Raw genomic sequence first — 24,202 nt, forward strand, 5'->3', positions numbered from 1 at the left:
GCTTGGGTGTTCGAAAAATGCAATTTATGCGGAATTTTTTTGCGACTGGCGCGGGGCCGAGTCTTCCGAAAGGCTTGCTTTGAAGGCCTGCGCGTATCGCAATTCTGTCCGATCGCAGTCTGTCGCCCGCCAGGCTATATTCCCCGTTGGGCGTGATTCTGTTACATCTCGGCCTGTGGCAAGCGCCGCTCTTACTCCCGAGGCAGGTTATCATGGTGCAATCTAGACCGGCGTTTCTGGCCCTCAGAGGGATTTTCGTCCTTTGCCTATTTTCGGTTGCACTGTTTTCGGCTTTTTCCGCTTTTGCGCAGCAATCGGGCCTGTCCGTGCCGCTGCTTTTCGATTCCCGCGAGCGTCTGGCGAAGCCGGATCTGTCCTCGCTCGTGCGCCTGCGTTTCCTGACCTCGGTGGACTTCCCGCCCTTCAATTTCACCGACCAGAACGGCAAGCTCTCCGGCTTCAACGTCGATCTGGCTCGCGAGATCTGCACCGAGCTCGAGATCGCTGATAAGTGCCAGATCCAGGCGCTGCCCTTTGCCGACCTGCAGAAGGCGCTTGCCGGCTTACAGGGTGACGCCGTCATTGCCGGCCTTGCCGTCACGCCCGAGCTGCGCCGCGAGTTCCTCTTCTCCCGCCCTTATCTGATGCTGCCGGCCCGCTTCGTCCGCAACATGGGCGCCTCCGTGACCGGAACGACGGCTGCCGGCCTCGCTGGCCATTCCGTCGGCGTCGTCAAGGGCACCGTGCATGAGGCGATGCTTGCTGCCTTCTTCCCTACCATCAAGGCTCAGCCCTTCGACAATAAGGAAGCGCTGCTGACGGCCTTGAAGGAACGCAAGATCGATGCTGCCTTTGCCGATGCGCTGCAACTTTCCTTCTGGGTCGCTTCGTCAGCTTCAGACAAATGCTGCGCCCTGTTCGACGGTCCCTATATGTCCGAGCATTTCCTGGGCGAGGGAATGACGATCATGCTGCGCCAGAATGACAGCGTGCTGACGGCAGCAATCGACCATGCGCTGGCAACGCTCTCGCGCAATGGCCGCCTGCAGGAAATCTATCTGCGTTATTTCCCTTACGGGCTGTACTAGAGCAATTCCAGCAAAAGTGTGCAGCGGTCTTGCGTCCGGAATTGCGTGAAGAGAAGCAATCCCGCAAAAGTGTGCAGTGGTTTGCGTCCGGAATTGCGTGAAGAAAAGCAGAAATCAGCCCTTGCGGAAGCGGGCGATCGCGCTGCGCTCGATGGCGGCGCAGGTCAGCTTGTCGAGGCCGAGACGGTCGCGCAGCAGGCTGAGCAGCCGCAGTTCTTCGGCCTTGACGGAAAGGTCGGCCGAGGCGACTTCGACCGCCAGTGCATAGGCCGTGTCATAGAGACGGGCAGGCAGCGTATCGCGAACGGTCTCCAGCACGACGTCAAGCCCTTCGGGCCCTGCCAGCAGCGAGGCGCAGTCGCGGGCGATGGAAATCAGATTGTCGTCGTCGAAATCGCGGAAAACCGGTAGGAAGCCGATGAGCTGACCGATCCTCTCCATTTCCCGGTCGTTCATGGTGCTGTCGACGGCGGATGCCATCACCATCACATAGATCAGCGCGTCATGGGCGGAAAGCGGCTTGTTCATGTCTGATTCCCTCTTCGATGAGCGGAGATTAGGAATTGGCGGTCTTTATTACAAGGGAGCGGCCGTTTCGGGCCGGGGCGTAGCCGCCGGCCTGCGGCGCGGATCCTCACCATGAATGCCTTGCTTTGCCTGCTTTGCTTTTTCGCCGGCAGCGGCAAGCGGTGAGCCCGGCTGCGCCTCCGTCCAGCCGTTTTCAACCAGCCATGTGCCGATATCCTGCTGCCCCAGCCGGCAGGCCGCACTCGCCATGTCCTCCCACGCATCGGAAGGCAGGTCGCAATCGATCGTGCGGTTGCGCAGGTAAAGCCGCAGAGCCGTCTTCGCCATCATGCCGCACGGCCACTGCTTGCCATCCGAGCCGCAGCTCTTGTCGGCGGGCGTCTCGATGATATTGGCAATCTGCAGCCTGCGTTTGCCGAAGGAGAGAATGCCGGCGCTCTCCACCGTCGGCCGCAGCAGTTCCACGCTGTCCTTTCCAGCAGGCGCAGTTGATAGCGTCTCAGTCGGCGCAAGAGCGCTTTGCGCCGTTGCATCCGCTGGCGCATTTTCGGAAGAGGCCTCTGCTGTGTTTCCGGATGGAGCCGCCGCCGGCTCGGTTGGCGCAGGCTCCGTTGCCCGAGCGATCAATTCAGCATCTTCGTCTGTGATAGATACAAGCGGTTTTGCCGCATCGGCGGTCGCATCAGGCAGCGCCGCGGCTACGCTTCCGGCTTCGGCGTTGGATGACAGGCCCTCGCCGCCATTGAGCCGCGCTTGCCCGGCCAAGAGCAGGCCAACCACAGTCGCTATCCCCGCGATACCTGTGATGAAGGCGGCAGGGCGCATGATTATTTTCCTATTGGCTGGCCCAGATGATGCGGGCAATCCATTCGACGTCGGAAAGCTCGATCGTCCGGTTAGGATGTTCGGGATTAAGCGACAAAAGTTCGATGGAGCGCGGGCTCTGGCGTAGAAGCACCTTGGCCATGACCTCGCCCTCGCGTGTCTTGACGACGACACGGTCGTTGCGGCGCACCTGCGCACCGGGCTCCACGATCAGCACATCGCCGTCGCGATAGAGCGGCATCATGCTTTCGCCCTGTACCTCGAGCGCATAGACGCCAGCCTTCTGCGAGGGGCCAGCCGGAAATTCCACCACATCCCAGCCTTGGCCCGCAGGAAAACCGCCATCGTCGAAAAAGCCGCCAGCGCCCGCCTGTGCAAAGCCGAGCAGGGGAATGGAGCTTCCCTGTGAGGCAAAAATACTGTCCGGCAGGCTGGCGGCGGCGGCACCCGCCGGCCGCATGAAGCCAAGGAACTGCTCCATGCTCGCTCCCGTCGCCTCCAGCACCTTGGCGATGGATTCCGTCGAAGGCCAGCGCAGGCGCCCGTCTGCCGAGAGCCGCTTGGATTTGTTGAAGGAGGTCGGATCGAGCCCCGCCCGCCGCGCAAGACCGGACGGCGTCAGGTCATGCCCTTCGGCAAGCCTGTCGATCGCTCCCCAGATCTGGTCATGTGACAGCATATGCGTCCGGTTCCGCGGTCCATCCGGCCGCTTTCTATCGCCGGCAGATTAACCGAGGCACTTCCCCGAGTAAAGTGAAAATGAGGAATAAAATCCTGTCTCGCGGATACGCAAGCTCAGGCGACCATGGCCATATTGATCTTGCCGAGCTGGATGACTGCCTGCGTGCGGCTGTCGACGTTGAGCTTCAAGAGGATTGCCGAGACATGCGCCTTGATCGTCGCTTCGGAAACGCCGAGCTCGTAGGCGATCTGCTTGTTTAGGAGTCCTTCGCCGAGCATGGTCAGCACTCGGCTCTGCTGCGGTGTCAGCGTGTGCAGGCGATGGATGAGGTCGGCGACATCGGGGTCCTGTTCCTGTCCATCGCGATAGCTCTCCGGTGTGGCAATGTCGCCCGCGAGCACTGTCAGGATGCCGCGGCGGATATCCTCGATGCCTGAGGATTTCGAAATGAAACCGGAAGCGCCGAGCTCCAGCGCCCGGCGGATCGTCGTGGTGTCATCGGTTGCCGAGATGATGACGATCGGCAGGCTGACGAATTCGGAGCGCAGCGCCATCAGGCCGGAAAAGCCGCTGACTCCAGGCATGGCAAGATCGAGCAGCATCAGGTCCGCATCCGGGTGCTCGCCCGCAGCCGTTCTCGCCGCGGAGAAATCTCCGGCTTCGACGATCGCCTGCCGTCCTTCCATACCGGTCACCGCCTGCCGCAGCGCGTCGCGGAAAAGCGGGTGGTCGTCAGCGATGATGATGGTCTGTTCCTGCATCGAAAACTCCCTCCCAAGAGCTCGATCCCGTCAGTCCTGTCCGGCTCCCCCGCACGAACATGACTCTCCACTTATATGAATATAACCAGATCAACTCCGCTGCGGAAGGGGATTGGCCTTGTCTTCCGCCTGGAATTCCCGAACTATACCCATGAAACTGCGCATCATCCGCTCCATGATGCCGATCGAGCGGTCGACTTCCGCATCCGTCGGCAAGGCGGGCCGGGCGGCTGTATTCTTCTCCAGCGCGCTCACCCGATCGGCAAGCCGGTCGAGTTCGTCCTCATAGGCCGCGCGTTCATCGGCCGCCATGCGGCAGACCAGCGCCCCGTCTTTTTCGGTGCAGAGCGACATTGCCCCCGTCTGCCGGTCGAGGCGCACGAAATGGTCGCCGCTGCGCTCGAGCTGGAAGCGGGCTGCGTCTGGCTCCGCCGCCAATGCCGCAAGCGGCAGAAGACCGGCGGCAAGCATGATTGCAAATGCCTTCATCGTCTCATCCTCCGCAAAGCCTGGTGCCTGTCCGTTTTTGCGCCCGCGGGCGTGGACATCGCCGTCTCTTTGGGGCAAAGCCCTCATCAGGAAGGCCAGCCCCCTCTTAACAAGGCCAGCCAACGGGATCATCATGACCACGACACCGACCCTTTACAAGATCGTGCCGGAGGCGCTCTGGCAGGAAGCCAGACAAACCGGCGTTTTTCATGGCGCCGGCATCGATCAGAAGGATGGCTTCATCCATTTCTCGACGGCAGATCAGGTCAAGCAGACCGCAGCCCTGCATTTTGCCGGCCAGACCGGCCTTGTCCTCGTCGCCATCGATGGCCGCAATTTCGGCGACAAGCTGGTCTTTGAACCCTCGCGGGGCGGCGCGCTCTTCCCGCATCTTTATGCCGATCTGCCGCTTTCGGCCGTACTCTGGGAAGCGCCTTTGTTGGTCGACGATACCGGCACCCATATCTTTCCGGAGCTTGCACCGTGATCGATCCTTTCAAGCGCATCGCCCGCCGGGGCCTCTTCCTCTTCGATCCGGAAACCGCGCATGGGATGTCGATTGCGGCGCTGAAATCGGGCGTCGTGCCCGCGTGCCGCATCGCGCCGGATCCGCGTCTGCGCCAGACCGTTGCTGGTCTCGACTTTGCCAATCCGCTCGGTATGGCGGCAGGCTATGACAAGAACGCGGAAGTGCCGGAGGCACTGCTGAAGCTCGGTTTCGGCTTTACTGAGATCGGCACCGTTACACCGAAGCCGCAATCGGGCAATCCGCGCCCGCGCATCTTCCGCCTGGTGGAGGATGAAGGCGTCATCAACCGCCTTGGCTTCAACAATGAAGGCCATGAAGCGGCCTTCCGCCGTCTGTCGCAGATCGGCCGCGCCGGCATTATTGGCGTCAATATAGGTGCCAACAAGGACAGCGAGGACCGGATCGCCGACTATGTCGCCGGCATCCGCCGCTTCTATTCGGTCGCCCGCTATTTCACCGCCAATATTTCCTCGCCCAATACGCCGGGCCTGCGTGATCTGCAGGCGCGCGAAAGCCTCGCCGCACTTTTGTCGGCCGTGCTGACGGCACGCGACGAGGAAGCTGAAAAGGCCGGCCGAAAAATCCCGGTCTTCCTGAAGATCGCCCCTGATCTTACCGAAGAGGGCATGGATGACATTGCCGCGGAGGCGCTGTCGCATGCGCTGGATGGTCTCATCGTCTCGAACACGACGCTCTCCCGCGATGGCTTGAAGGATCAGCTCCAGGCGAAGGAGACCGGCGGCCTCTCCGGCGCACCGCTCTTCGAGAAATCCACCGCTGTGCTCGCCAAGATGCGCAAGCGCGCCGGTCCGGCCCTGCCGATCATCGGTGTCGGCGGCGTCTCCTCGGCCGAAACGGCGCTGGAAAAGGTCAGAGCCGGGGCCGATCTCGTGCAGCTCTATTCCTGCATGGTCTATGAAGGCCCGGGCCTTCCCGGCACGATTGTTCGCGGCCTGTCGAAGCTGCTCGACCGTGAAAAGGTTGCCTCGATCCGCGATCTCAGGGACAGCCGCGTCAATTACTGGGCGGCTCGGAACGTCTGAGCCGCGCGTGGCTTCACCAGCACTGCCAAGAAGAAACCGCGAAACAGCAGGAAGGCATTCATCGCCAGCCATAGGCCATGATTGCCGAAGAGCGGCACGAAGACGGCGAGCATGGCGAGATATCCTGCAAAGGACATCAGCATCCGGTTGCGCATGTCGACGGACCAGGTCGCGCCGATGAAGACCCCGTCCATCAGGAAGGCGAGCGCACCCGTCAGCCCCGTGACCGCTGCCCAAGGCAGGTAGGTCTCGGCCGCCGCCTGCACCTCGGGCGAATTGGTCAACACTGAAATCAGAGTGGGGCCGGCAAAATAGAAGAAGCCGGAAATGATCGCCGCCAGCCCGAAGGACCAGAGGATCGTGAGTCTCAAACCGCGGTCGAAGGCGGGCCGGTATTGCGCGCCGATCGCCCGGCCGGTGATCTGCTCGGCGGCATTGGCAAGGCCGTCGAGATAATAGCCCGACAGCAGGAAGAAGTTCATCAGCACGGCATTGGCCGCCAGTGTTATGGCGCCGAAGCTGGTGCCGATGCGGGTCATGATCGCGAATGAGCCGATCAGCACGAAGGTGCGGATCAGGATGTCGCGGTTCAGCGCGAAGAGTTCGGCGAGCTTGCTCCGCGAAAAGACCTCCATCCGACTTGGCCGATACGCTTTGTCGAAACTGCGCAGCACGATGAAAAGACCGGCAAGCGCGCCCGCCGTTTCGCCCGCCATCGTGCCCCAGGCGACGCCTGAAACGCCCCAGTCGAGCGAAAGCCCGAGATAGATGGAAAGCAGGATATTGATGCCGTTGATCAGCGCCTGCAGCAGCAGCCCTGTCCGACCCTGACCGCGGCCGAGGACGAAGCCGAGAAGGGCGTAATTGGCAAGCGCTGCCGGTGCGGCGAGAATGCGGATCGAGAAATAGCTGCTGGTCGCCTCGGCAATCCGACCCTCCGCCCCCATTAGCTTCAGCCCGATCAGGATCAACAGCGGTGATAGCACGAGAAGTGCCAGGCCGGAGCCGAGCGCCGAGACGATCGCCCGCCAGAAGACGGCCTGCTGCTCATGCGCGTCACGCCGCCCGAGCGCCTGAGCGGTCAGCCCGGTCGTGGACGCCCGCAGGAAATTGAAGCTGCCCATGATGAGGTCGAACAGCATGGCGCCGATCGCCAGCCCCGCCAGCGCTTCAGGATCGCCCATATGGCCGACGACGGCGGTATTGGTAATACCGAGCAGCGGCGTGGTCATGAAGCCGAGCGTCATCGGAATGGCGATCGACAGCACCAGGCGGTGCGTCACGTCGAATGCCAATGTATTTCTGCTGCTGCCGGTATCCATATCCGCCTCTTGGGGAGAGGCGGAATCGCCTCAGCTGGAAAGTACCATGGCCCAATAGGGCAGGTTCTTGGAAGACGTATTATGTGCAACGGCAACGCCGATACCGCTATAGCGTCCGAGCATATTTTCCAGATGGTGGGGGGAATTGATCCAGGCGGTGACGACCGCATCGACGCTCTGCTGGCCCGAAGCAATGTTTTCGGCAGCCGGCAGGGCAACACCGCTCGCCTTCACGCGGGCGCCGAAACTGTCTGTCATGCCCATCAGATGCTTCATCCTGCCCGCACTTGCCATGCGCTTGGCCTGGAAGATCGCGGCTGCACTTGCATGCGGATCGACGCTGAGCGGCGGCAGGCCGTTCTTGGCGCGAAGCTGGTTGACGAGCGGCAATGCAGAAGCCGTCTCGTCTGCGGCATTGGAAGGCGTGGTCGCAAGTTTCGGGGTCGTGGTGCAGCCGGCAATGCCGGCCACCAGTGCAAGACCTGAAAGCTGCAGCAGGCCGCGGCGAGAAAGGATGGTTGAGCTCATGTTATTTGCGATAGCTGAAAAGACGGATGATGATGAAGATCGGAATGACGATGGTCGCACCCAGGATCAGATAGTCGCCGACGCGGCCAAGCGCAGAGAAGCCCTGCCGCCATAGATGGATCACGAAATCACGGAAGTTGTAGATAAGTTCCCAGGGGGTCAGCCCGAAGATGGCCATGACGAAGCCGACGACCAGCGACACCACCAAAAGTTTGATGATCGTGCGGCCAATGGAATCGCCGAGGAACCTGTTCACCTGATCGGACATGCGCCATCTCCTGTTTGTCTTGAGATACGGTCGCGGCGATTCGCCCGCAAGCCTTTTCCACCAAGACAGCACCGCCTCTGAAATAGGACTTGAGTTTTTTTGTGGCCGAAGCCAAATGCCGCCAGCCAAAGGGTCCAATCATGCAGCCAAGCCAGCTCTCCTCCGGCGATGTCATCGCCGACCGCCGTGCCGATTACGCCAGGATGCTGGATGAGGGCGGCGAGCCGGATGCTGCGGCCGAGCTGATGGAACAGGCGCTGGAACTGGTACCGGCATGGGCTGCAGGTTGGTACCGCCTCGCCACCTACCAGGAAAAGGTGGGCAAAACGGATGCCGCCGTCGAAGCCTATCGCCGTACGCTGGAACTCGATCCCGAGGATGTTTTCGGCTCGAGCCTCAAGCTTGCTCTGCTCGGCGACACTGAGACGCCGGCCCAGCCGCCAAGCCGCTATGTTGAACGCCTCTTCGACGATTATGCCGATCGTTTCGAGACCTCGCTCGTCGAGAAGCTGGACTATTCCGTTCCGCAGAAACTTGCGGCGCTCGTCGCATCGACCGGAAGGCACTATCGGCGTGCCGTCGATCTCGGCTGCGGTACGGGCCTGCTCGGCCCTGAAATCCGCGCCCATGTCACGGAGCTCGAAGGCTTCGACCTGTCGCAGAACATGCTGGCGAAGGCTGCCGAAAAGCATATCTACGACCATCTCGCCCAGGCAGACCTGTCGCTGGCGCCCGAAGCCTCCGGTCTCATTTCCGATGGCGGGCGGCACCGCGCCGATCTCGTCACCGCCGCCGACGTGCTTATGTATCTCGGCAATCTGGAAAGCGTCTTTGCGATCCTCGACGACCTCTCCATAGCGGGCGCCGATTTTGTCTTTTCGGTCGAGGATGGCGGCGAACGCGATGGCTTCAGCCTGGCCCCGTCACTGCGTTATGCCCACTCCCAATCCTATGTCGAAGGGCTCGCGGCAGCCCACGGTCTCCAAATCCTCGACATCGTCAAAACCATCATTCGCAAAGATGGCGGTAAACCGGTTTCCGGCATTCTGTTCCTTACGCGCAAGACCGTCTGAACGCATATTTCTTGCGATTTTAAAATAGGTCAGCATTGCTTACATATTTCGCTTGCGTGCAACCTTGTAAGGCCTGATAATCCGGCCATTCCGCAAGAAAGCGACGCGCTCCCCGGAGCGTAGCACGCGCCGTATCCACCCTTACATTCCCTCTTCCTCCGGCCGGTCCGGAGCCGCTATCGGAGATCGCGCCATGAGCCAGCTCATCAATGCCCTTGGGTTCTGGAATACCACCGCGACGCGTCACACGCCGGTCGAGGATGTGCAGGGCGTATTCTCCGGCAGCCTCGTGTCTGCGCTTGGCCTCTATGTGCTCGCGAGCGCCGGCCTGCTGACCGGCAGCACCGCCGGCATTGCCTTCCTGCTGCATTATGCCTTTGGCGTAAATTTCGGCACCGCCTTCTTCATGCTCAACCTGCCCTTCTTCTACCTGTCGTGGAAACAGCTCGGCATCGCCTTTACGATCAAGACCTTCATCGCCATCGGCCTGACCTCGCTGCTCATCAGCCTGCAGCCGAAGGTAATGGAAATCGCTGCCATTCATCCGGCCTGGGCGGCTCTCCTTGGCGGCCTGCTGCTGGGTTACGGCCTTCTCGCGCTCTATCGCCATCGCGCCAGCCTCGGTGGCGTCGGCATCCTCGGCATCTATATGCAGGAGCGTTTCGGTATCCGCGCCGGCCTCGTGCAGCTTGCCATCGACATGTGTGTCCTGACCGCCGCCTTCTTCGTCACCACGCCGCCGGTCGTTTTCTATTCCGTGCTCGGCGCCGTCGTGCTCAATCTGTTCGTCGCGATCAATCACAGGGCCGACCGCTACATCGCTCTCTAGAGTTTTCCGGGTCAATCTGACTAGGAAAGACTCAACATTACAAATCGGTAAGCCATTATAAACAAAACGTAACTTGCCCGTGATCGGTCCTGGCGCGACACTTCTCTTCGCGCCGGATATGATGAGGTGAGCTATGTCAGATTTGGAAAAGCTTGTCAGACGCCGCATGCAGGAAGAATACGCCAAAGGCTCTTCCGCAAAGGAAATCGCCAAGGTCGTTCGCGACATATTCAACAGCATGGACCTCTCGGGCAAATTGCCTGAAGCCGTTGCTGTGAGGTCCGATACGCACCACAGACGATGAAATATTCAACCGACCCGATCTCTCGGGTCGGTCACCGGGACAAAGCCCTTATCAGCAACGAAGTATCAGGCTGCCTTCTGCGGCGCATCGATCGGATGCTGGCTGCGGAAGCCGACGGCAAGCCGGTTCCAGATATTGATCGTGCCGATCGCAACCGTGATCTTGGTCATTTCTTCTTCCGAGAAATGCACCTTCAGGGCTTCGTAATCGGCATCCGGCGCACCGGTCTCTGCAATCTTCGTCACCGCATCGACCCAGCCGAGCAGCGCGCGTTCGCGGGCGTCGTAAACCGGCGATTCCCGCCATACGCACATCAGGTTGATCCACTGTTCGGAAAGCCCGTGATGGCGCGCTTCCTTCGAATGCATGTCGACGCAATAGGCGCAGCCATTGATCTGCGAGGCACGAAGCTTGATCAGGTGAATGAAGCGCTTATCCAGTCCGGATTCCTGCACATACTGCTCCAGAGCGACGACGGCCTTATAGGCATCCGGAGCGGCTTTGCCGAAGTTGAAACGTGCTTGCATGGTATTTCTCCTTGGGTTGGGGTTTGTGTTAGGGGCTCAGCGAGCCACTTTTCTTTCATGTATTTCCATGAAGGCGCAGCCTCTGGCTGCGATCCCGCCGTCATCATCAGCGGAAAGTTCGGACAGAATGTCGGCGATGCTGGTGTTCGCGAGTTCGGCGCGATAGGCGCGCTCGGCTCTGAGCATTGCCGCCGTGACCTGGCAGGGCTTGGTGAAATAGCGCTGCGGCAGCGGGTTCGGGCCGCGTTGGCGGATCTCGGCGCAGCGGAAGGCAGGCGCCGGTCCTTCGACCGCAAGCACGATATCGAGCAGCGAAATGTCTTCCGGCTTCTTCGCCAGCCGGTAGCCGCCCTTCGGCCCCGGCACTGTCTCCAGAATTCCGGCTCCCGAAAGCGCCTGCAGGTGCTTCAGCAGATAGCTCGTCGATACGCCGTGATATTCGGCGAGGGCTGCGGCCGATAGCACGCCGCCCGCCGAAAGCCCTGATAGTACCGCCGTGCAATGAATGCTCTGTTCGACGCCGTCACCAAGCTTCACAGCCGATCTCCCTTAATCATGGATATTATTTATCCACGATTATGCTGGGGAGTCAATACCGCTTCTATTCGTCCGCGTTTGAACTACATTTGCCCCGTGGATCAGATCGATGCCGAGACCAGCCTTGCCTTGCCTACACCCTTTCTCCGCTGGTTTGCGGAAAAGGGCTGGCGCCCGCGCGCCCACCAGCTTGAATTGCTGGCCCGTGCCGAAGCCGGCGAGAGCACGCTGCTGATTGCGCCGACCGGCGCCGGCAAGACGCTCGCCGGCTTTCTGCCGTCGCTGACCGCCCTCACACGCCGTGGCAAGATCCCGCCCGGCTCGGCCTTCACGGGCATCCACACGCTCTACGTTTCGCCGCTGAAGGCGCTGGCCGTTGATATCGAGCGCAATCTCATGAAGCCCGTCACCGAGATGGGCTTGCCGATATCGATCGAGAACCGCACCGGTGATACGCCGAACGCCAAGCGCCAGCGCCAGAAGCTCAACCCGCCGGACATCCTGCTGACGACGCCGGAGCAAGTCGCCCTGTTATTGGCAAACCGGGAGGCCGAACGCTTCTTCAAGGATTTGAAATATGTCATCTTCGACGAGCTGCATTCGCTCGTCACCTCAAAGCGTGGGCACATGCTCTCGCTCGGCCTTGCTCGGCTGCGCAGGCTTGCACCCGATTTGAGGACCATCGGGCTCTCTGCCACCGTTGCCGAACCCCTGGATTTGCAGAAATGGTTGGTGGCACAGGAGGAGGGCAGGGAGAGCCATGCCGGCCTAGTGCTCGTCGAAGGCGGCGCAAAGCCCGAGATTTCCATTCTCGATACGCAAGAGCACATTCCCTGGTCCGGCCATGCCGCCAAATATGCGATCCCGGATGTCTATCGGCAGCTGATCGATCACAAGACGACGCTGCTCTTCGTCAATACCCGCTCGCAGGCCGAAATGCTCTTTCAGGAGCTCTGGACGGTCAACGAGGAAAATCTGCCGATCGCGCTCCATCATGGTTCCCTCGATGTTGCCCAGCGCCGCAAGGTTGAAGCCGCGATGGCCGCCAACCGGCTGCGGGCCGTCGTCGCCACATCGACCCTCGACCTCGGCATAGACTGGGGCGATGTCGATCTGGTCATTCATGTCGGCGCGCCCAAGGGCGCCTCGCGCCTTGCTCAGCGCATCGGCCGCGCCAATCACCGCATGGACGAACCGTCGAAGGCGATCCTCGTCCCCGCCAACCGCTTCGAGGTCATGGAGTGCCAGGCAGCACTCGATGCGAATTACATCGGCGCGCAGGATACGCCCCCCGTCGGCCGCGGTGGACTCGATGTGCTTGCCCAGCACGTGCTCGGCATGGCCTGTGCCGAACCCTTCGACATGCTGGAACTCTATGATGAGATCACCAGCGCCTCGCCTTATGCCGATCTTCCATGGGAGACATTCGAGCGTGTCGTCGACTTCGTGGCGACCGGTGGCTATGCTCTGCGCACCTATGAGCGTTATGCCCGCATCCGCAAGACAAAAGAGGGCCGCTGGCGCGTCTCCAATCCGCAGGTCGCCCAGCAATATCGCCTGAACCTCGGCACCATTGTCGAGGATCCGATGTTGAACATTCGCATGGCCAAACGCGGCGAGGGCGGCAGGCTTGGCCGTCCGGGTGCCGTGCTCGGCAAGGTCGAGGAATATTTCCTCGAACAGCTCGCACCGGGCGATACGTTCATCTTCTCCGGCAAGGTGCTCCGCTTCGAAGGCATCCGGGAAAACGAGGCGCTTGTGAGCCAAGCCTATTCCTTCGATCCGAAAATCCCTTCCTATGCCGGCGGCAAGTTCCCGCTCTCGACCTACCTAGCCGATCAAGTCCGCTCGATGCTCGACGATCCCGATCGCTGGCACCGCCTGCCGGATCAGGTGCGAGACTGGCTCTCACTGCAGAAGGAAAAATCTCTCCTGCCGAAACGCGACGAGCTGTTGATCGAGACCTTCCCGCGCGGCAGCCGCGGTTACATGGTCATCTATCCCTTCGAAGGTCGGCTCGCACACCAGACGCTCGGCATGCTGCTTACCCGCCGTCTGGACAGGACAGGGGCTAAACCCCTCGGTTTCGTCGCAACGGATTATTCCCTTGCCATCTGGGGGCTTGAAGATCTCGGCCTGATGATCGCCAACGGTCGCCTCAGTCTTTCCGATCTCTTCGATGAGGACATGCTGGGCGACGATCTGGAATCCTGGCTGAATGAATCCTTCCTTCTGAAGCGCACCTTCCGCAATTGTGCCGTGATCGCAGGTTTGATCGAGCGGCGCCATCCGGGAAAGGAAAAGACCGGCCGGCAGATCACCGTCTCCGCCGACCTGATCTATGATGTGCTGCGCACCCACGAGCCCGATCACATCCTGCTGCAGGCAACACGGCAAGATGCTTCGACCGGTCTTTTGGATATTTCCCGCCTTGGCGATATGCTGAGGCGAATCAAGGGCCACATCACCCACCGGGCGCTGGATCATATTTCGCCGCTCGCCGTGCCGGTCATGCTGGAAATCGGCCGGGAATCGGTACCGGGTCAGGCTCATGACGCCCTGCTTGCCGAAGCCGCCGACGACCTGATCGCCGAGGCGATGGCATAAGAACTTGGCCTGAAACTTGGAATGACTGAATGATGAACCGCCTGGCGCTCGCGCGCGACATGACTGGCCTTGCCGCAATACCGGGCGTCGAAACCGCCATTCACGGTGTTGCGGCCGTCTGCGATCCGCTTGGCGCGCTCTATCTGCCGGATGCCGGCATTCTCGTCGTCTCCGACCTGCATCTGGAAAAAGGGGCGGCCTTTGCCCGCCGCGGCATGATGTTGCCGCCTTACGATACGCTGGCGACGCTCACTGTGCTCGCAGCGGTCATCTCCCGCTACGACCCGAAAATCGTCATTTCGCTCGGCGACAATTTTCACGACCGTGTCGGCTCCGAGCATCTGCCGGATGCCTTCCGCACGCTGATCGTCGAGATGGCCCGCGGCCGCGAATGGATCTGGATCAATGGCAATCACGACCCTGACGGCACCGTCGACCTGCCGGGCACCTGTTCGGACGAGCTATATTATGCCGGCCTGACCTTCCGTCATGAGCCGCGCGATGGCTTGCAGAAGGGTGAAATCGCCGGCCATCTGCATCCCGCAGCCACCGTCCGCCGCCGCGAAAAATCCGTTCGCCGTCCCTGCTTCGCCACGGACGGCGCCCGCCTGCTGATGCCTGCTTTCGGCGTCATGAGCGGTGGTCTCGACCTCGGCCACAAGGCCATGAAGGGCCTCTTCGACAAGGCGTCGCTGATTGCTCATCTGCTCGGGCGTGACAGGATCTATTCGGTCCGGTACGACAATTTGCGGGGCTGACACCTTCTCCCTTTCCCACTGGGAGAAGGGAATAACTCAATTGCATCCCTGCAATTGCTGCTGATAGGTCCCGGCCATCCGCGCAAACTTCTGCGCCGTCTGCTGCAGCTGACCATTGTTGCGCCAGTCGCCGCGCTTGTATCCCGTCGGACCGGAATAATAGGCAAGGTAGAGACCATAGGCGTCGTTGAGCGGAATACCCGTCGCCTGACTGTTGCTGTAGTGGTACCAGCCGATGAAATCGATCGCGTCGGCGAAGTTGGTACGCGTTGCGGCCCAGTTGCCGGTTTCGGATTGGTAGTGGTCCCAGGTTCCGTTCAACGCCTGCGAATAGCCATAGGCCGTCGAAGGCCGCGTCCAGGGAATGAAGCCGAAGAGCTTCGTGCGCGGCGGCCGCGCATAAGGCTGGAAGCCGGATTCGACATACATGGTCGCCATCAGGATCGGCACCGGCACGCCGTATTTCTTCTCCGCACGCTCCGCAGCACCCTGCCAGCTTGTGAAGAGACCATCCTTCTGATCGAAGACGGCGCAGATATTTCTCGTCTGGCGGGGCGCCGTCGCGCAGCCGGCAAGCAGGGCCAGCCCGATGACCGCGAGCACGATACGAGTACGCATGACACAAACCTCTCGTTTCCGAGAGATTACTAACTCGTAAACGTTAAAGAGCTGTTTTTATGCGAATACGAGATGTACCGACGGCTTTTTACTAGGCCAGGGATTGGTGCCGTCCCGCAGCCAGAGCAGAGTGTCGAGCCAGAAGCCGGCGGCGTGGCGCGCGTGGAAAAGATCGAAATGTCCGATCTTCGGAAATCCAAGATCTTCCGGCGTCAGCAGCACTTCTTCCACCTTTGCGTTGCGATAATGGGAAAGACCGCGCCTGATAGCGTGGACAGTCGCAATCTCATCATCGGTGACGGTGAGGCTCAGGATTGGTGCGTGAAAATTCTCAAAGGGCTTCGACGCACCGGCTCTTTCGGCAGCCGATGGATGAGGATCGATCCACCCCCGCTGGAACGCCCAGTCGAGCGCAACGCCCTTCGGAAGATCCTCGAGCGAGCCGAGACGGCGCCCCGGAAAATAGCCGAACAGCAAGGTCGCCGCTGGCATGAAAAGATGCCATTTCAGGAGCAGCCACCAGCGGTGCGCGGGGGCATAGTCTCGCCAGTTCCCATATTGCGCGCCGACTGCAAGCATGCGCGTTATGCGGTCGGCATGAGCCGAAAGGCCGGGCAGAAAGCCGCCGATACTGTGTCCGACGACGAAAAGCGGCTGGCCGGGCCGCTGGCCATCCATGAAAAGCAGCGCCGCATCGAAATCCCGTTCACCCCAGTCCCGCCAGCGATAGCCGCAGCCGCGTAGCCGTTCCGGGCGCGACAGGCCGATGCCGCGATAATCATAGGTCAGCACGTCAAAGCCGTGTTCGGCAAGAAAGCGCGCATAATAGTGATAATAGCGTGCCGCGACGCCGGTTGCCGGATTGATGACGACGCTGCCGATGCTTTGGTCGCTGATTGCACTCCAGAGATGGCCGCGTAGTTCCACGCCGTCACGGCAGCCGATCGCGACAGCTTCCGCCTCCCGTGCAAGGTCGCTCTTCCTTGGTTTTCTTGCAGCCGGCATATATCTCTCCCTTGCCTGCACTTGGGGGACAGTAGGCGACAGCTGGTATTGAGGATACTCACTAGTCGGTATACATTGCCGACATGGTCAAATCCGCTTCCGACACACGCGAACGCATCGTCGCCGCTGCGGCCAAACTGTTCTACAGCGAAGGCATCCGGGCCGTGAGCGTCGACGCCGTGGCGGAGAAAGCTGATGTCACGAAGCGGACCCTCTATTATCATTTCGACAGCAAGGACGACCTGATCGCCGCCTATCTGGAAACCCGAGACCAGCCCAATCTCGCGGTCTATCGGCGCTGGTTTGCGGAAACGGATGGGGATCTGGCGGCGAAGGTGAAGGGTATATTCGACAATCTGGCTCGCTCCGCCCGGCATCCGAAATGGAAGGGCTGCGGTTATCTCAGGACCTCGGCTGAACTTGCCAATATGCCCGGCCATCCCGCCATCAAGGTTGGTGCCGCGCATAAGAAGAATGTCGAGCAATGGCTCGCTGCTCTCTTCGAGGAGCAGCATCTTGTCGAGGCGCCAAAGCTCGCCCGCCAGGTCGTTCTGCTGCTCGACGGCTCCTTTGCCGCCGTGCTCCTGCATCGCGATCCCACCTATATGGAAACGGCAGGCGAAGCGGCCGCAGCCTTGGTGGCTGCAGCCGGTAAAGGCAAATGATCAGACTGCCCTGACGGGCTCATAGCGCAGGATCACCGCGCCGCTCTTCGTCACAGACGAGTCGAGCAGTTTCAGGGTCTGCCGCGCATCCGCAGGCTTGAAATGCGGATTACCGCGGCCGAGAATAACGGGCACGAGGCAGATGCGGATTTCATCCACCAACTCCGCCTTCAACAGGGTATCGGCAAGCTCGGCGCTGCCGAAGACGAAGATCGTCTTACCATCTTCTTCCTTCAGCCGCTTCAGCTCGGACACCGGATCATTGACGACGCGCGTATTGTGCCAGTCCGCCTTTTCCATGGTTCGCGAGACGGCGATCTTGGCGATGCCGTTCATATAGGCCTTGATCTTGTCTTCGCTCTCCGCGCTCGGCCAGTAGGCGGCCATGCCCTCATAGGTCTTGCGGCCGAAGACCAAAAGGTCGCCTTCCTCACCGAACTGCTCGGCATATTTCTCGAGCTCTGGTCCCCAGGCCAGATTGTGAAACTCGATATCCCACGGCTTCGTCCCTTCGAAGTAACCGTCCAGCGTCATCAGGTTCCAGACAACAAGCTTCCTCATCTCATCCTCCTTGGACCATGTTCTTCAAAACCAGTTGCCATAAGCAACTGGTTTTGAAATTAGCTTGACTGATGGTGAAATGCAAGCGGTCATGAGCAAGAAGACTTTGAATGGTGGCTATGGCGGGCATCGGGACAAGCGTCCGCCCACCGGGTACGTCATCGTCCCCGGACGTTTGATAAAAGCCCATTTGAAAGTCATCGCCGCGACGGCGGACCTCCGCCCGATCAATCCTTGCGGAAAATCAGGCTGGCGCCCCATCCCGTCAGCACGGCCAGCAACACCGCAAAGCAGCCGTAGAAAATCGGTTGCTCATGCGCCGCATCGGTAATCGTCTGCTCGATGCCCGTCTTGATGACGCGCAGCGGCTGCGATTTCTGCGTTACGAATTTCCCGCTCTTGAACAGATAGGCACGCACCGTATGCACGCCGTTCGGAATATTGGCCGGCAGACGCAGGCTTGCCTTGAAGAGGTTGGAGGAGACGAAACGAACACCGCTCGGATCGCGCTCGTAAAGCCCGCCCGATTGCTGCAGACGCCGGAAGGCTGTGCGGAATTCGTTGAGACTGTTGAAGTTGCCGGCAAAATCGATCGGCCGCAGTGGAATATGGTCGATGCCGATACCCTCTCCGGTCAGGTCGAGCGGTGTCGTGATGTCGTCGATAGAGCGCGAGCTCGACATCGAATAGGAATGCGGTACGTCGGCAAAGGTCATTGACGAGGTATTGATCCAGATGCCGAAGACCCGCTCCTTCTTGCGCACCGTGGCGTCTTCGCGCGGGCCTTCCAGAACTACGATGACATCATACTGGCCGATGGCGAGCAGCAGGTCGTCAGTATTCGTCACCGCGCCGAAAATCGTCAGGTCTGCGCCGCGGAAATCGGAGGTAATGGCGATTTCGCTGGTGGAAGTGCCGATTTCCAGCCCCTCGCGCTCTGTCCGCGTCGTTCCCTGTCCGGGCAGCAGCACCTGTGCCGAGGCGGCGACAGGCATGAGAAGGGCAAGGAGCAGGAGGAGCCGAAGCATCAGTTCCCCACTCCCATGACCACCGAATAGATGTCTTCCGGTGTCACGACCAGTGCGACTGCAAGGCGCAGGCCGACGGCAAGAACCAGCAGGCCGAGCAGAGCGCGCAACTGTTCGCCACGCAGCCGCTGGCCGACGCGCACGCCATACTGCGCACCGATGACGCCGGCGAGCATCAGGAAGAAGGCGAGCACGATATCGACCGAATAGTTGGTCGCCGCCTGCACGATCGTCGTATAGGCGGTCACGAAGATGATCTGGAAGAGCGAGGTCCCGACGACCACATTGGTCGGGATGCGCAGCAGGTAGATCATCGCAGGCACCATGATGAAGCCGCCGCCGACACCCATCACAGAGGTGAGGATGCCGATCGAAAATCCGAGTGTCACGATCGGGATCACCGAGAGATAGATCTTCGATTTCTTGAATCGCACCTTCAGCGGCAGCTTGTGCACCCAGTGCTGATGGCCCGGTCGCCGTGGGGCAGGCGCTTCGTTACGGGCGGCACGGCGCATGGCGTTGACGCTTTCCCAAAGCATCAGCCCGCCGACCGTACCGAGGAAGACGACGTAAAGCAGGGAGATGAAGAGGTCGAGCTGACCGATGGCGCGCAGCAGGGAGAAAATCCAGATGCCGACCGTCGCGCCCGAAAGACCGCCGACAAGCAGCACCGTGCCGAGCTTCACATCCAGCGTGCCGCGCCGGAAATGTGTGATCGCCCCCGATATCGAGGAAGCCACCACCTGGTTGGCGCCAGTCGCGACGGCGACGACCGGGGGGATGTTGTAGAAGATCAGCAGAGGCGTGATGAGGAAGCCACCGCCAACGCCGAACATACCGGACAGGAAACCGACGGCAGCCCCCATGCCGAGAATGATGAAAATGTTCACCGACAATTCTGCGATGGGCAGATAGATTGTCACAGCCGACCCCGATTATTGCCGCTCCCACCGGGGCGGCACTCTCACGTCCCCATTCGAATGGCGCATCCTACTGTCAAATCGTTGCCAGAGGCTTTCGAAGGAAAAAAGCCATGGTCAGCTGGATGCGAGCCCCGATATGTCCCGCATAATCCGGCTTTTTTCAGGTTCTGTGACAGTCAGTGCGAAAGTGCGCAAAGCCCTGCGGCAGGGTGCCGCCGGGTTGTCTCAGATGGCCTTGGCGCCTGGTTTGTTCCGCTCCAGAAGCGCCTTCACCGTGTCGTCATTGACCTTGCCGGTCGGTTCCTGGCCGATCGACTTCTGGAAGTTCTTGATGGCGGTCACCGTCTTGGCGCCCATCTCTCCATCCGGCGGGCCGGCGTCGAAGCCGTTATTGTTGAGGATCGCCTGGATGTTGCGGATGGCCTTTTTCATGTCGACGGTTGCCGTCTTCGGCGCAGCGCCGCTTGCCCATGCGTCCGGGATCTCGATGCCGTTCGCCTTGTTGTCGAGTGGCTGCGGCTTCCAGAGGTCGGCCTTGGCGCGGGCGCGCTCGAGCTGGTCCGGCTTCATGGCATTCGCCACCTCGTCGCGCTTTTGAGCGGCGTCCTTGTCACCGGCTTTGGCGGCGATCGCGAACCACTTGTAGGATTCTTCCAGATCTGCCGGCACACCATTGCCGCGGGCACAGAGGATGGCGAGGTTGAACTGGCTGTCGGTGATGCCGAGGTCGGCTGCTTTCTGGAACCATGAGGCGGCCGTAGCATAGTCCTGCTGGCCGAGCGCGCCGGAGGCGTAGAGCACGGCGAGATTGTGCATGGCGCTGGCATTGCCCTGGGCTGCGGCCTGTTCGTAGAGGGCCTTGGCCTTCTGCACGTCGCGAGCGACGCCATTGCCCTTCTCATACATGCTGCCGAGACGGTACTGCGCCGGCGCAAAGCCCTTGTCGGCGGAAAGCTGATACCAGCTCGCGGCCTGCTTCTGGTCGGCGGCAAGGCCGTTGCGGCCTTCGGTGTAGCGCGCCCCGATCTCGAAAAGCGCTAGCGCATCGCCGTTGCGTGCTGCGTCGGCGAGCGGCTGTGGCTGGATCGTGTCGGGAACGATGATGGAAGCAGCAGCAGGAGCTGCCAGCGTCGTTGCCACCGGTGCGGCGGGCGCGTTCGGAACGAAGCTGGACGTCTCCTGTGCCGGTGCCTGGTCGAAGGATTCGGCGCCTTCGCCGTCAGGTGGCGCGGCATCGGTCAGGTGGTCGGGTGTCGCCGCCTGCGGCTCTGCAGGAGCGGCCGCCTCGGGAGGTGTTGTCTCCGGCGTCATCGCCGGCGCCTGGGCACCGATTTCCGGTGCGATTGCTTCCGGCGCAACCGGTGCAGGGGCTGCCATGTTGGCTTGCGGCATTTCGGTCGCACCGGTCAGGGCCGAGACTTCAGCCGGCGGCGGGGCCTTTTCGCCCGTCGTCAGCGTGCGGGCAAGCGGGAAGGCCATAATGGCGAGCAGTACGGCGCCGACTGCCAGCAGGATCGGCCGGCGGAAGCGCGAGAAGGCGCCACCCTTGCCAGCTTTTTCAGGCTTGGCGGCACGACGCTCGGCGCGCGTCGCAGGCTTTCCGTTGCTGTCGATCTCCATGGCGGCAGCCTGCGCGGCGCGGCGCGCAGCGGCGATGTAGTCCGCCCGATCGTTTTCGGTGGCCGGCTTGCCGCGCTGGGCGTTCTGGCTGGCGCGCACGCGTTCCAGGATCTTCTTCACGTCAGGTGCGCCGGAGCCCGGTTCCAGCAGCTCGTTTGCCGCCTCAGTCGGCATCACGTCGACGGGATCGATCGACGGAGCGGGATCGATGACCGTGCGCTCGGCAACCGCCTTTGCTTCCGTCTTGCGCGCTGGCATCAGCTTGCGGCCAAGGCTTGCGAGCAGGCTGCCTTTGGCGGGAACAACTGACTTTTCCTGCTGGCTGGTGGCTTCGATGGCGATCGCGCTGGTGCTGTCGGCCAATGCCGCTTCCGGCATGCGCGGCGCCGCCTCTTCAGCGATTGCGGCCGTGCGCAGCACGGGCGAAGCCTTCGGCGCCTGCATCACCGGAGCTTTAGCTGGCTCCCGGCCTGCGTCGACCAATGCGTAGGGATCGACGTCGAAATCGACTTCTGTCGCCGGTATCCGGGCGGCCGGGCGAACCCGCTCTTCCATCGTATCCAGCCGGTCGGCAATATGCACCAAAGTCTCGTGCAGAGCCTGGAAGGTCTTGTGGGTGCGTTCTTCGCCGTCGCGGCTCAGATCTTCGAGATGCCGCAGATCTTCGGCAAGCGCGACCAGAGCCGACATGTCGGCTGCTGCAGGTGCAGCGCCCTGCGCTCCGCCATTGCGCGAATAGGCATCGACCACCGCTTCTGCCGCCTGCCGCGCGGCCTCGATGATATATTCGTCGTTCGTCGCGATATAATCTTCGATCGCGCCCATGCGGCGGTCGAGATTTGCCGACACTTCGGCATTTTCGCGTGGTGCGCTCAAGAGTTCGGAGAGATTGGCGATCTGATCTTCGAGGTTCTTCAGCGCGCGCGTGTCGGTCGGCGCAGCTGCCGTGCTTTCTTCGAGCCGCGCGGCGATGTCGCTGAGCCGCCCTTCGAGACGCTGAAAGGCACTGTCGTCGATAACAGGCGCCGGGGCGGGGCGGATTTCCATCTCGTCGATGCGGCGTGCGAGATAGTCGAGCCGCTTGGCGAGCGCATCATTGACCGAGCCGCTTTCCAGTGCATCGATCTTGCGGGAGATATCGGAAAGCGTGCCGGTCAGGTCCGGCTGCGGCGCGGCCTTCTGTGTGCGTTCGAGCAGGTAGGAAAGGTGCTCCAGCCGCTCGTCGAGACGTGAAGTCGCTTCGGTATTGGCGAGGTCTTCAACGCGCGCCGTCAGCGCTTCCAGCCGGCCTGCCATGTCGTCGGCTGGACCGGGCCGGCTCATGGTGGCCCGACCCATCAGCTCGATCTGGTCGCCAAGTGCGGAAAGGCGGTTTTCCAGCCGCTGCATAAGCGCCGGGTCGGTACCCGTGGCAGTGCGTCCGCTGGCGGCGATCGCGCGGCTGATCTCGTCGAGCCGCGTATCCATCGCGGCGAACTGTTCGGACATGATCCGGTCGTGCGGCTGGATCAGATTGCCGAACTGCTCGACAGCGGAGGCGATAGTGATGAGCTTGTCTTCCAGCGCCTGCACGGCTGGGCTTTCGCCCATGCCGCCAAGATGCCGCTTGATGTCGTCAAGCCGGTAGGCGAGCGACACGAGCTCTCCCTGCAGTCCGGCCGTGTCGAGCTCTGCCAGCCGGTTTTCCACATTCTCCCAGCGCTGTTCCATGTGGCGCATCGAATCTTCGCGCGCCAGCCCGTCCATCAGCGAACGCAGCTCCTCGAAGTCGTTGCGCAGACCGGTAGCCTCCGGTCCGGCCGAGCGGTTGGTGAGCTGCGCAATGCTCTGCGACAGACGACCCATGTCGGCGCGGATGTCGTCTGCGAAATGCCGGTCCTGCGCGCTGGTCTTGATCTCGCGCAGTTCCGTGCGCAACGCATTCATCTCGCGCGTGACACCTTCGGAAATGTCGCGCTTCAGATCCTGCCGCAGGTTGACGAGTGCCTGGGCGATTTCAGTCATCGTGTCGTCGGAGGCGCGGAAGGCGGCTGTCGCCGGCTGCGGCGCCGGAGCGCGCTGCAGGGCAGGCGCGAGAGCCGGTTCACGCAGAAGGGCCGGTGCCGCTTCGCGCGTATAGGCGCGCTCGCGGTTCTCTCTGGTAGCGTCAAGCGCGCGCTGGCGCTGGCGGATTTCCGCAAGCGGATCGGCTGCGCGCGGCGCATAGGAACTGGCGTAGCGATCACGTTCGGGCGTCGGATTGCGAGGCCGCTGTTCGCGCCCGCTGCCCATCAGGCCTTCTATCCGCGCTTCCAGCCCTTCGATGGTGCGGTTCAACGCGTCGAGCGAGGTCCTGTCGGAGTGCCGGGAAGAATGTGATCGCGATCCGTTCATGTTCTTGCTCGCTTCGATTACCCGGTCTGGGCCCGATCATTGCCTTTTCCGAAGCATACCGGGGTACGCATCGGAGAGCGCCATCCATAAGGAAATAGTCAATTAGACTTTCCTCAAGCTGGATAGACTTTTTGGCGGCACTCCTGAAACGCGAGACAAAGAAAAGGAATGCAGATCGCCAATGCTCACCGCGCACCTTTTACGAAACGTGGTAAAGAACTCGTTAACCCGGATGAGAATTTTTTAACTTTTGCCCTTTTCGGGCCAGTTTGGAGCGCGGGAATCTTCAGATCGGCCGCTTGTACTGTAGCTCGATCTTCACGCCCTCTGGCCCATAGACGAAGACTTGGCCGAGCTCGGTATCCGGAATGTCGAGATATTCATAGCGATAGCCGCTCGCCTTGATGCGAGCGAGCGCCGGTTCGAATTCGAAGAGGCTGAAGGCCACATGGTTGAGGATGCCGGGCGGAAAGTCAGCTGTGCGTGAAGTAAGGCTCAGATGGATGACTGGCTTGTCATCCAGATAGAGCCAGTGGCCGGATGTAGGGAAGGGTGGTCGGTAGCCTTCCTTCACACCGAGAATGCTCTCCAGAAAGCTGATCATGACCGGCGCATTGCGGGTATCGATCGTGACATGGTCCAGGCGCGGCATCGTTCCCTCCAGCTATCAAAGCCGGCCTGATCTTACTGGTTTCCATGCTTGCGGAGAAG

General features: G+C 61.2%; 25 protein-coding genes. 8 read left to right on the top strand and 17 right to left on the bottom strand.

Going from position 1 to position 24,202, the window contains the following annotated elements; genetic code table 11:
* Positions 1–212 precede the first annotated feature (212 nt).
* Positions 213–1,088 carry a transporter substrate-binding domain-containing protein gene (locus AB4Z13_RS11725; protein WP_439014026.1) on the top strand — a complete coding sequence of 292 codons (876 nt, stop codon included), beginning with the start codon at positions 213–215 and terminating at the stop codon, positions 1,086–1,088.
* 114 nt (positions 1,089–1,202) lie between these two features.
* Here AB4Z13_RS11725 and AB4Z13_RS11730 read toward each other — a convergent pair whose 3' ends face one another.
* The 5 genes from AB4Z13_RS11730 to AB4Z13_RS11750 form a co-directional block, all read right to left on the bottom strand.
* The gene (locus AB4Z13_RS11730) at positions 1,203–1,616 is read right to left on the bottom strand and encodes a tellurite resistance TerB family protein (RefSeq protein WP_007821246.1); all 414 of its coding nucleotides are present in this window, start codon (positions 1,614–1,616) and stop codon (positions 1,203–1,205) included.
* 48 nt (positions 1,617–1,664) lie between these two features.
* Positions 1,665–2,441: a thermonuclease family protein gene (locus tag AB4Z13_RS11735; RefSeq protein WP_439014027.1), complete on the bottom strand. Its 777-nt coding sequence runs from the start codon at positions 2,439–2,441 to the stop codon at positions 1,665–1,667.
* Between the two features lie 10 nt (positions 2,442–2,451).
* Positions 2,452–3,120: a S24 family peptidase gene (locus tag AB4Z13_RS11740; RefSeq protein ID WP_037101171.1), complete on the bottom strand. Its 669-nt coding sequence runs from the start codon at positions 3,118–3,120 to the stop codon at positions 2,452–2,454.
* 116 nt (positions 3,121–3,236) lie between these two features.
* Positions 3,237–3,884 carry a response regulator transcription factor gene (locus AB4Z13_RS11745; RefSeq protein ID WP_113184061.1) on the bottom strand — a complete coding sequence of 216 codons (648 nt, stop codon included), beginning with the start codon at positions 3,882–3,884 and terminating at the stop codon, positions 3,237–3,239.
* Between the two features lie 90 nt (positions 3,885–3,974).
* Positions 3,975–4,373 (bottom strand): hypothetical protein, encoded by a 399-nt coding sequence (locus AB4Z13_RS11750; RefSeq protein ID WP_439014028.1) that lies wholly within the window; start codon positions 4,371–4,373, stop codon positions 3,975–3,977.
* Positions 4,374–4,506: 133 nt separating this feature from the next.
* Here AB4Z13_RS11750 and AB4Z13_RS11755 point away from each other — a divergent pair, with 133 nt between their 5' ends.
* Positions 4,507–4,860, top strand: coding sequence for a DUF952 domain-containing protein (locus tag AB4Z13_RS11755; protein WP_439014029.1), 354 nt, complete (start codon positions 4,507–4,509; stop codon positions 4,858–4,860).
* A complete protein-coding gene (locus AB4Z13_RS11760; protein WP_439014030.1) occupies positions 4,857–5,945 on the top strand; it encodes a quinone-dependent dihydroorotate dehydrogenase in 1,089 nt (362 codons plus the stop codon). The genes AB4Z13_RS11755 and AB4Z13_RS11760 overlap by 4 nt, the downstream gene beginning before the upstream one ends.
* On the opposite strand, the gene AB4Z13_RS11765 is transcribed toward AB4Z13_RS11760, so the two are convergent.
* The 3 genes from AB4Z13_RS11765 to AB4Z13_RS11775 are packed head-to-tail and all read right to left on the bottom strand — an operon-like array spanning position 5,921 to position 8,063.
* Positions 5,921–7,267, bottom strand: a complete 1,347-nt coding sequence (locus AB4Z13_RS11765; RefSeq protein ID WP_439014031.1) for an MATE family efflux transporter — start codon at positions 7,265–7,267, stop codon at positions 5,921–5,923. The two genes, AB4Z13_RS11760 and AB4Z13_RS11765, sit on opposite strands and share 25 nt — an antisense overlap.
* A 30-nt stretch (positions 7,268–7,297) precedes the next feature.
* On the bottom strand, positions 7,298–7,795 hold the full coding sequence (locus AB4Z13_RS11770; protein WP_113322940.1) for a CAP domain-containing protein: 498 nt from the start codon (positions 7,793–7,795) through the stop codon (positions 7,298–7,300).
* Between the two features lies 1 nt (position 7,796).
* Positions 7,797–8,063, bottom strand: a complete 267-nt coding sequence (locus AB4Z13_RS11775) for a DUF6460 domain-containing protein (protein WP_442206011.1) — start codon at positions 8,061–8,063, stop codon at positions 7,797–7,799.
* A 140-nt stretch (positions 8,064–8,203) separates the two neighbouring features.
* On the opposite strand from AB4Z13_RS11775, the gene AB4Z13_RS11780 reads away from it, so the two are divergent.
* Positions 8,204–9,136 (top strand): methyltransferase, encoded by a 933-nt coding sequence (locus tag AB4Z13_RS11780; RefSeq protein WP_439014033.1) that lies wholly within the window; start codon positions 8,204–8,206, stop codon positions 9,134–9,136.
* A 193-nt stretch (positions 9,137–9,329) separates the two neighbouring features.
* Positions 9,330–9,965, top strand: coding sequence for a YitT family protein (locus tag AB4Z13_RS11785; protein ID WP_439014034.1), 636 nt, complete (start codon positions 9,330–9,332; stop codon positions 9,963–9,965).
* Positions 9,966–10,334: 369 nt separating this feature from the next.
* Here the strand turns inward: AB4Z13_RS11785 and AB4Z13_RS11790 are convergent, their stop codons facing one another.
* Entirely contained in the window at positions 10,335–10,796 is a 462-nt protein-coding gene (locus AB4Z13_RS11790; RefSeq protein ID WP_439014035.1) for a carboxymuconolactone decarboxylase family protein, read from the bottom strand.
* Positions 10,797–10,832: 36 nt separating this feature from the next.
* Entirely contained in the window at positions 10,833–11,333 is a 501-nt protein-coding gene (locus AB4Z13_RS11795; protein ID WP_439014036.1) for an RrF2 family transcriptional regulator, read from the bottom strand.
* A gap of 96 nt (positions 11,334–11,429) precedes the next feature.
* On the opposite strand from AB4Z13_RS11795, the gene AB4Z13_RS11800 reads away from it, so the two are divergent.
* Together AB4Z13_RS11800 and pdeM are read left to right on the top strand one after the other, a co-directional pair.
* Positions 11,430–13,940 carry a ligase-associated DNA damage response DEXH box helicase gene (locus AB4Z13_RS11800; RefSeq protein WP_439014037.1) on the top strand — a complete coding sequence of 837 codons (2,511 nt, stop codon included), beginning with the start codon at positions 11,430–11,432 and terminating at the stop codon, positions 13,938–13,940.
* Positions 13,941–13,969: 29 nt separating this feature from the next.
* Complete coding sequence (gene pdeM / locus AB4Z13_RS11805) at positions 13,970–14,698, top strand: ligase-associated DNA damage response endonuclease PdeM (protein ID WP_439014038.1); 729 nt, start codon at positions 13,970–13,972, stop codon at positions 14,696–14,698.
* Positions 14,699–14,734: 36 nt separating this feature from the next.
* Here pdeM and AB4Z13_RS11810 read toward each other — a convergent pair whose 3' ends face one another.
* Both AB4Z13_RS11810 and AB4Z13_RS11815 read right to left on the bottom strand, forming a co-directional pair.
* Positions 14,735–15,316: a transglycosylase SLT domain-containing protein gene (locus tag AB4Z13_RS11810; protein WP_310378984.1), complete on the bottom strand. Its 582-nt coding sequence runs from the start codon at positions 15,314–15,316 to the stop codon at positions 14,735–14,737.
* Positions 15,317–15,373: 57 nt separating this feature from the next.
* A complete protein-coding gene (locus AB4Z13_RS11815) occupies positions 15,374–16,321 on the bottom strand; it encodes an alpha/beta hydrolase family protein (protein ID WP_439014039.1) in 948 nt (315 codons plus the stop codon).
* Between the two features lie 83 nt (positions 16,322–16,404).
* Here AB4Z13_RS11815 and AB4Z13_RS11820 point away from each other — a divergent pair, with 83 nt between their 5' ends.
* On the top strand, positions 16,405–16,986 hold the full coding sequence (locus AB4Z13_RS11820) for a TetR/AcrR family transcriptional regulator (protein WP_037101196.1): 582 nt from the start codon (positions 16,405–16,407) through the stop codon (positions 16,984–16,986).
* Here the strand turns inward: AB4Z13_RS11820 and AB4Z13_RS11825 are convergent, their stop codons facing one another.
* The 5 genes from AB4Z13_RS11825 to AB4Z13_RS11845 form a co-directional block, all read right to left on the bottom strand.
* The gene (locus AB4Z13_RS11825) at positions 16,987–17,547 is read right to left on the bottom strand and encodes a dihydrofolate reductase family protein (protein ID WP_439014040.1); all 561 of its coding nucleotides are present in this window, start codon (positions 17,545–17,547) and stop codon (positions 16,987–16,989) included.
* 227 nt (positions 17,548–17,774) lie between these two features.
* Entirely contained in the window at positions 17,775–18,575 is an 801-nt protein-coding gene (locus AB4Z13_RS11830; protein WP_439014041.1) for a TIGR02186 family protein, read from the bottom strand.
* Positions 18,575–19,498 (bottom strand): sulfite exporter TauE/SafE family protein, encoded by a 924-nt coding sequence (locus AB4Z13_RS11835; RefSeq protein ID WP_439014042.1) that lies wholly within the window; start codon positions 19,496–19,498, stop codon positions 18,575–18,577. Before AB4Z13_RS11835 ends, AB4Z13_RS11830 begins: the two co-directional genes overlap by 1 nt.
* A 225-nt stretch (positions 19,499–19,723) precedes the next feature.
* Entirely contained in the window at positions 19,724–23,491 is a 3,768-nt protein-coding gene (locus AB4Z13_RS11840; protein WP_439014043.1) for a peptidoglycan-binding protein, read from the bottom strand.
* Between the two features lie 286 nt (positions 23,492–23,777).
* Positions 23,778–24,143 carry a VOC family protein gene (locus AB4Z13_RS11845; RefSeq protein WP_439014044.1) on the bottom strand — a complete coding sequence of 122 codons (366 nt, stop codon included), beginning with the start codon at positions 24,141–24,143 and terminating at the stop codon, positions 23,778–23,780.
* Positions 24,144–24,202: the final 59 nt, after the last annotated feature.

It is taken from the genome of Rhizobium sp. YAF28 (assembly GCF_052113285.1).
GTDB lineage: Bacteria > Pseudomonadota > Alphaproteobacteria > Rhizobiales > Rhizobiaceae > Rhizobium.

Bases quoted from the DNA above. Each gene is read 5' to 3' on its own strand.
- AB4Z13_RS11815 (WP_439014039.1), bottom strand. From the start codon at position 16,321: ATGCCGGCTGCAAGAAAACCAAGGAAGAGCGACCTTGCACGGGAGGCG.
- AB4Z13_RS11775 (WP_442206011.1), bottom strand. From the start codon at position 8,063: ATGTCCGATCAGGTGAACAGGTTCCTCGGCGATTCCATTGGCCGCACG.
- AB4Z13_RS11785 (WP_439014034.1), top strand. From the start codon at position 9,330: ATGAGCCAGCTCATCAATGCCCTTGGGTTCTGGAATACCACCGCGACG.
- AB4Z13_RS11820 (WP_037101196.1), top strand. From the start codon at position 16,405: ATGGTCAAATCCGCTTCCGACACACGCGAACGCATCGTCGCCGCTGCG.
- pdeM (WP_439014038.1), top strand. From the start codon at position 13,970: ATGATGAACCGCCTGGCGCTCGCGCGCGACATGACTGGCCTTGCCGCA.
- AB4Z13_RS11770 (WP_113322940.1), bottom strand. From the start codon at position 7,795: ATGAGCTCAACCATCCTTTCTCGCCGCGGCCTGCTGCAGCTTTCAGGT.
- AB4Z13_RS11830 (WP_439014041.1), bottom strand. From the start codon at position 18,575: ATGCTTCGGCTCCTCCTGCTCCTTGCCCTTCTCATGCCTGTCGCCGCC.
- AB4Z13_RS11745 (WP_113184061.1), bottom strand. From the start codon at position 3,884: ATGCAGGAACAGACCATCATCATCGCTGACGACCACCCGCTTTTCCGC.
- AB4Z13_RS11740 (WP_037101171.1), bottom strand. From the start codon at position 3,120: ATGCTGTCACATGACCAGATCTGGGGAGCGATCGACAGGCTTGCCGAA.
- AB4Z13_RS11765 (WP_439014031.1), bottom strand. From the start codon at position 7,267: ATGGATACCGGCAGCAGCAGAAATACATTGGCATTCGACGTGACGCAC.
- AB4Z13_RS11750 (WP_439014028.1), bottom strand. From the start codon at position 4,373: ATGAAGGCATTTGCAATCATGCTTGCCGCCGGTCTTCTGCCGCTTGCG.
- AB4Z13_RS11730 (WP_007821246.1), bottom strand. From the start codon at position 1,616: ATGAACAAGCCGCTTTCCGCCCATGACGCGCTGATCTATGTGATGGTG.
- AB4Z13_RS11790 (WP_439014035.1), bottom strand. From the start codon at position 10,796: ATGCAAGCACGTTTCAACTTCGGCAAAGCCGCTCCGGATGCCTATAAG.
- AB4Z13_RS11845 (WP_439014044.1), bottom strand. From the start codon at position 24,143: ATGCCGCGCCTGGACCATGTCACGATCGATACCCGCAATGCGCCGGTC.
- AB4Z13_RS11725 (WP_439014026.1), top strand. From the start codon at position 213: ATGGTGCAATCTAGACCGGCGTTTCTGGCCCTCAGAGGGATTTTCGTC.
- AB4Z13_RS11735 (WP_439014027.1), bottom strand. From the start codon at position 2,441: ATGCGCCCTGCCGCCTTCATCACAGGTATCGCGGGGATAGCGACTGTG.
- AB4Z13_RS11840 (WP_439014043.1), bottom strand. From the start codon at position 23,491: ATGAACGGATCGCGATCACATTCTTCCCGGCACTCCGACAGGACCTCG.
- AB4Z13_RS11755 (WP_439014029.1), top strand. From the start codon at position 4,507: ATGACCACGACACCGACCCTTTACAAGATCGTGCCGGAGGCGCTCTGG.
- AB4Z13_RS11810 (WP_310378984.1), bottom strand. From the start codon at position 15,316: ATGCGTACTCGTATCGTGCTCGCGGTCATCGGGCTGGCCCTGCTTGCC.
- AB4Z13_RS11780 (WP_439014033.1), top strand. From the start codon at position 8,204: ATGCAGCCAAGCCAGCTCTCCTCCGGCGATGTCATCGCCGACCGCCGT.
- AB4Z13_RS11825 (WP_439014040.1), bottom strand. From the start codon at position 17,547: ATGAGGAAGCTTGTTGTCTGGAACCTGATGACGCTGGACGGTTACTTC.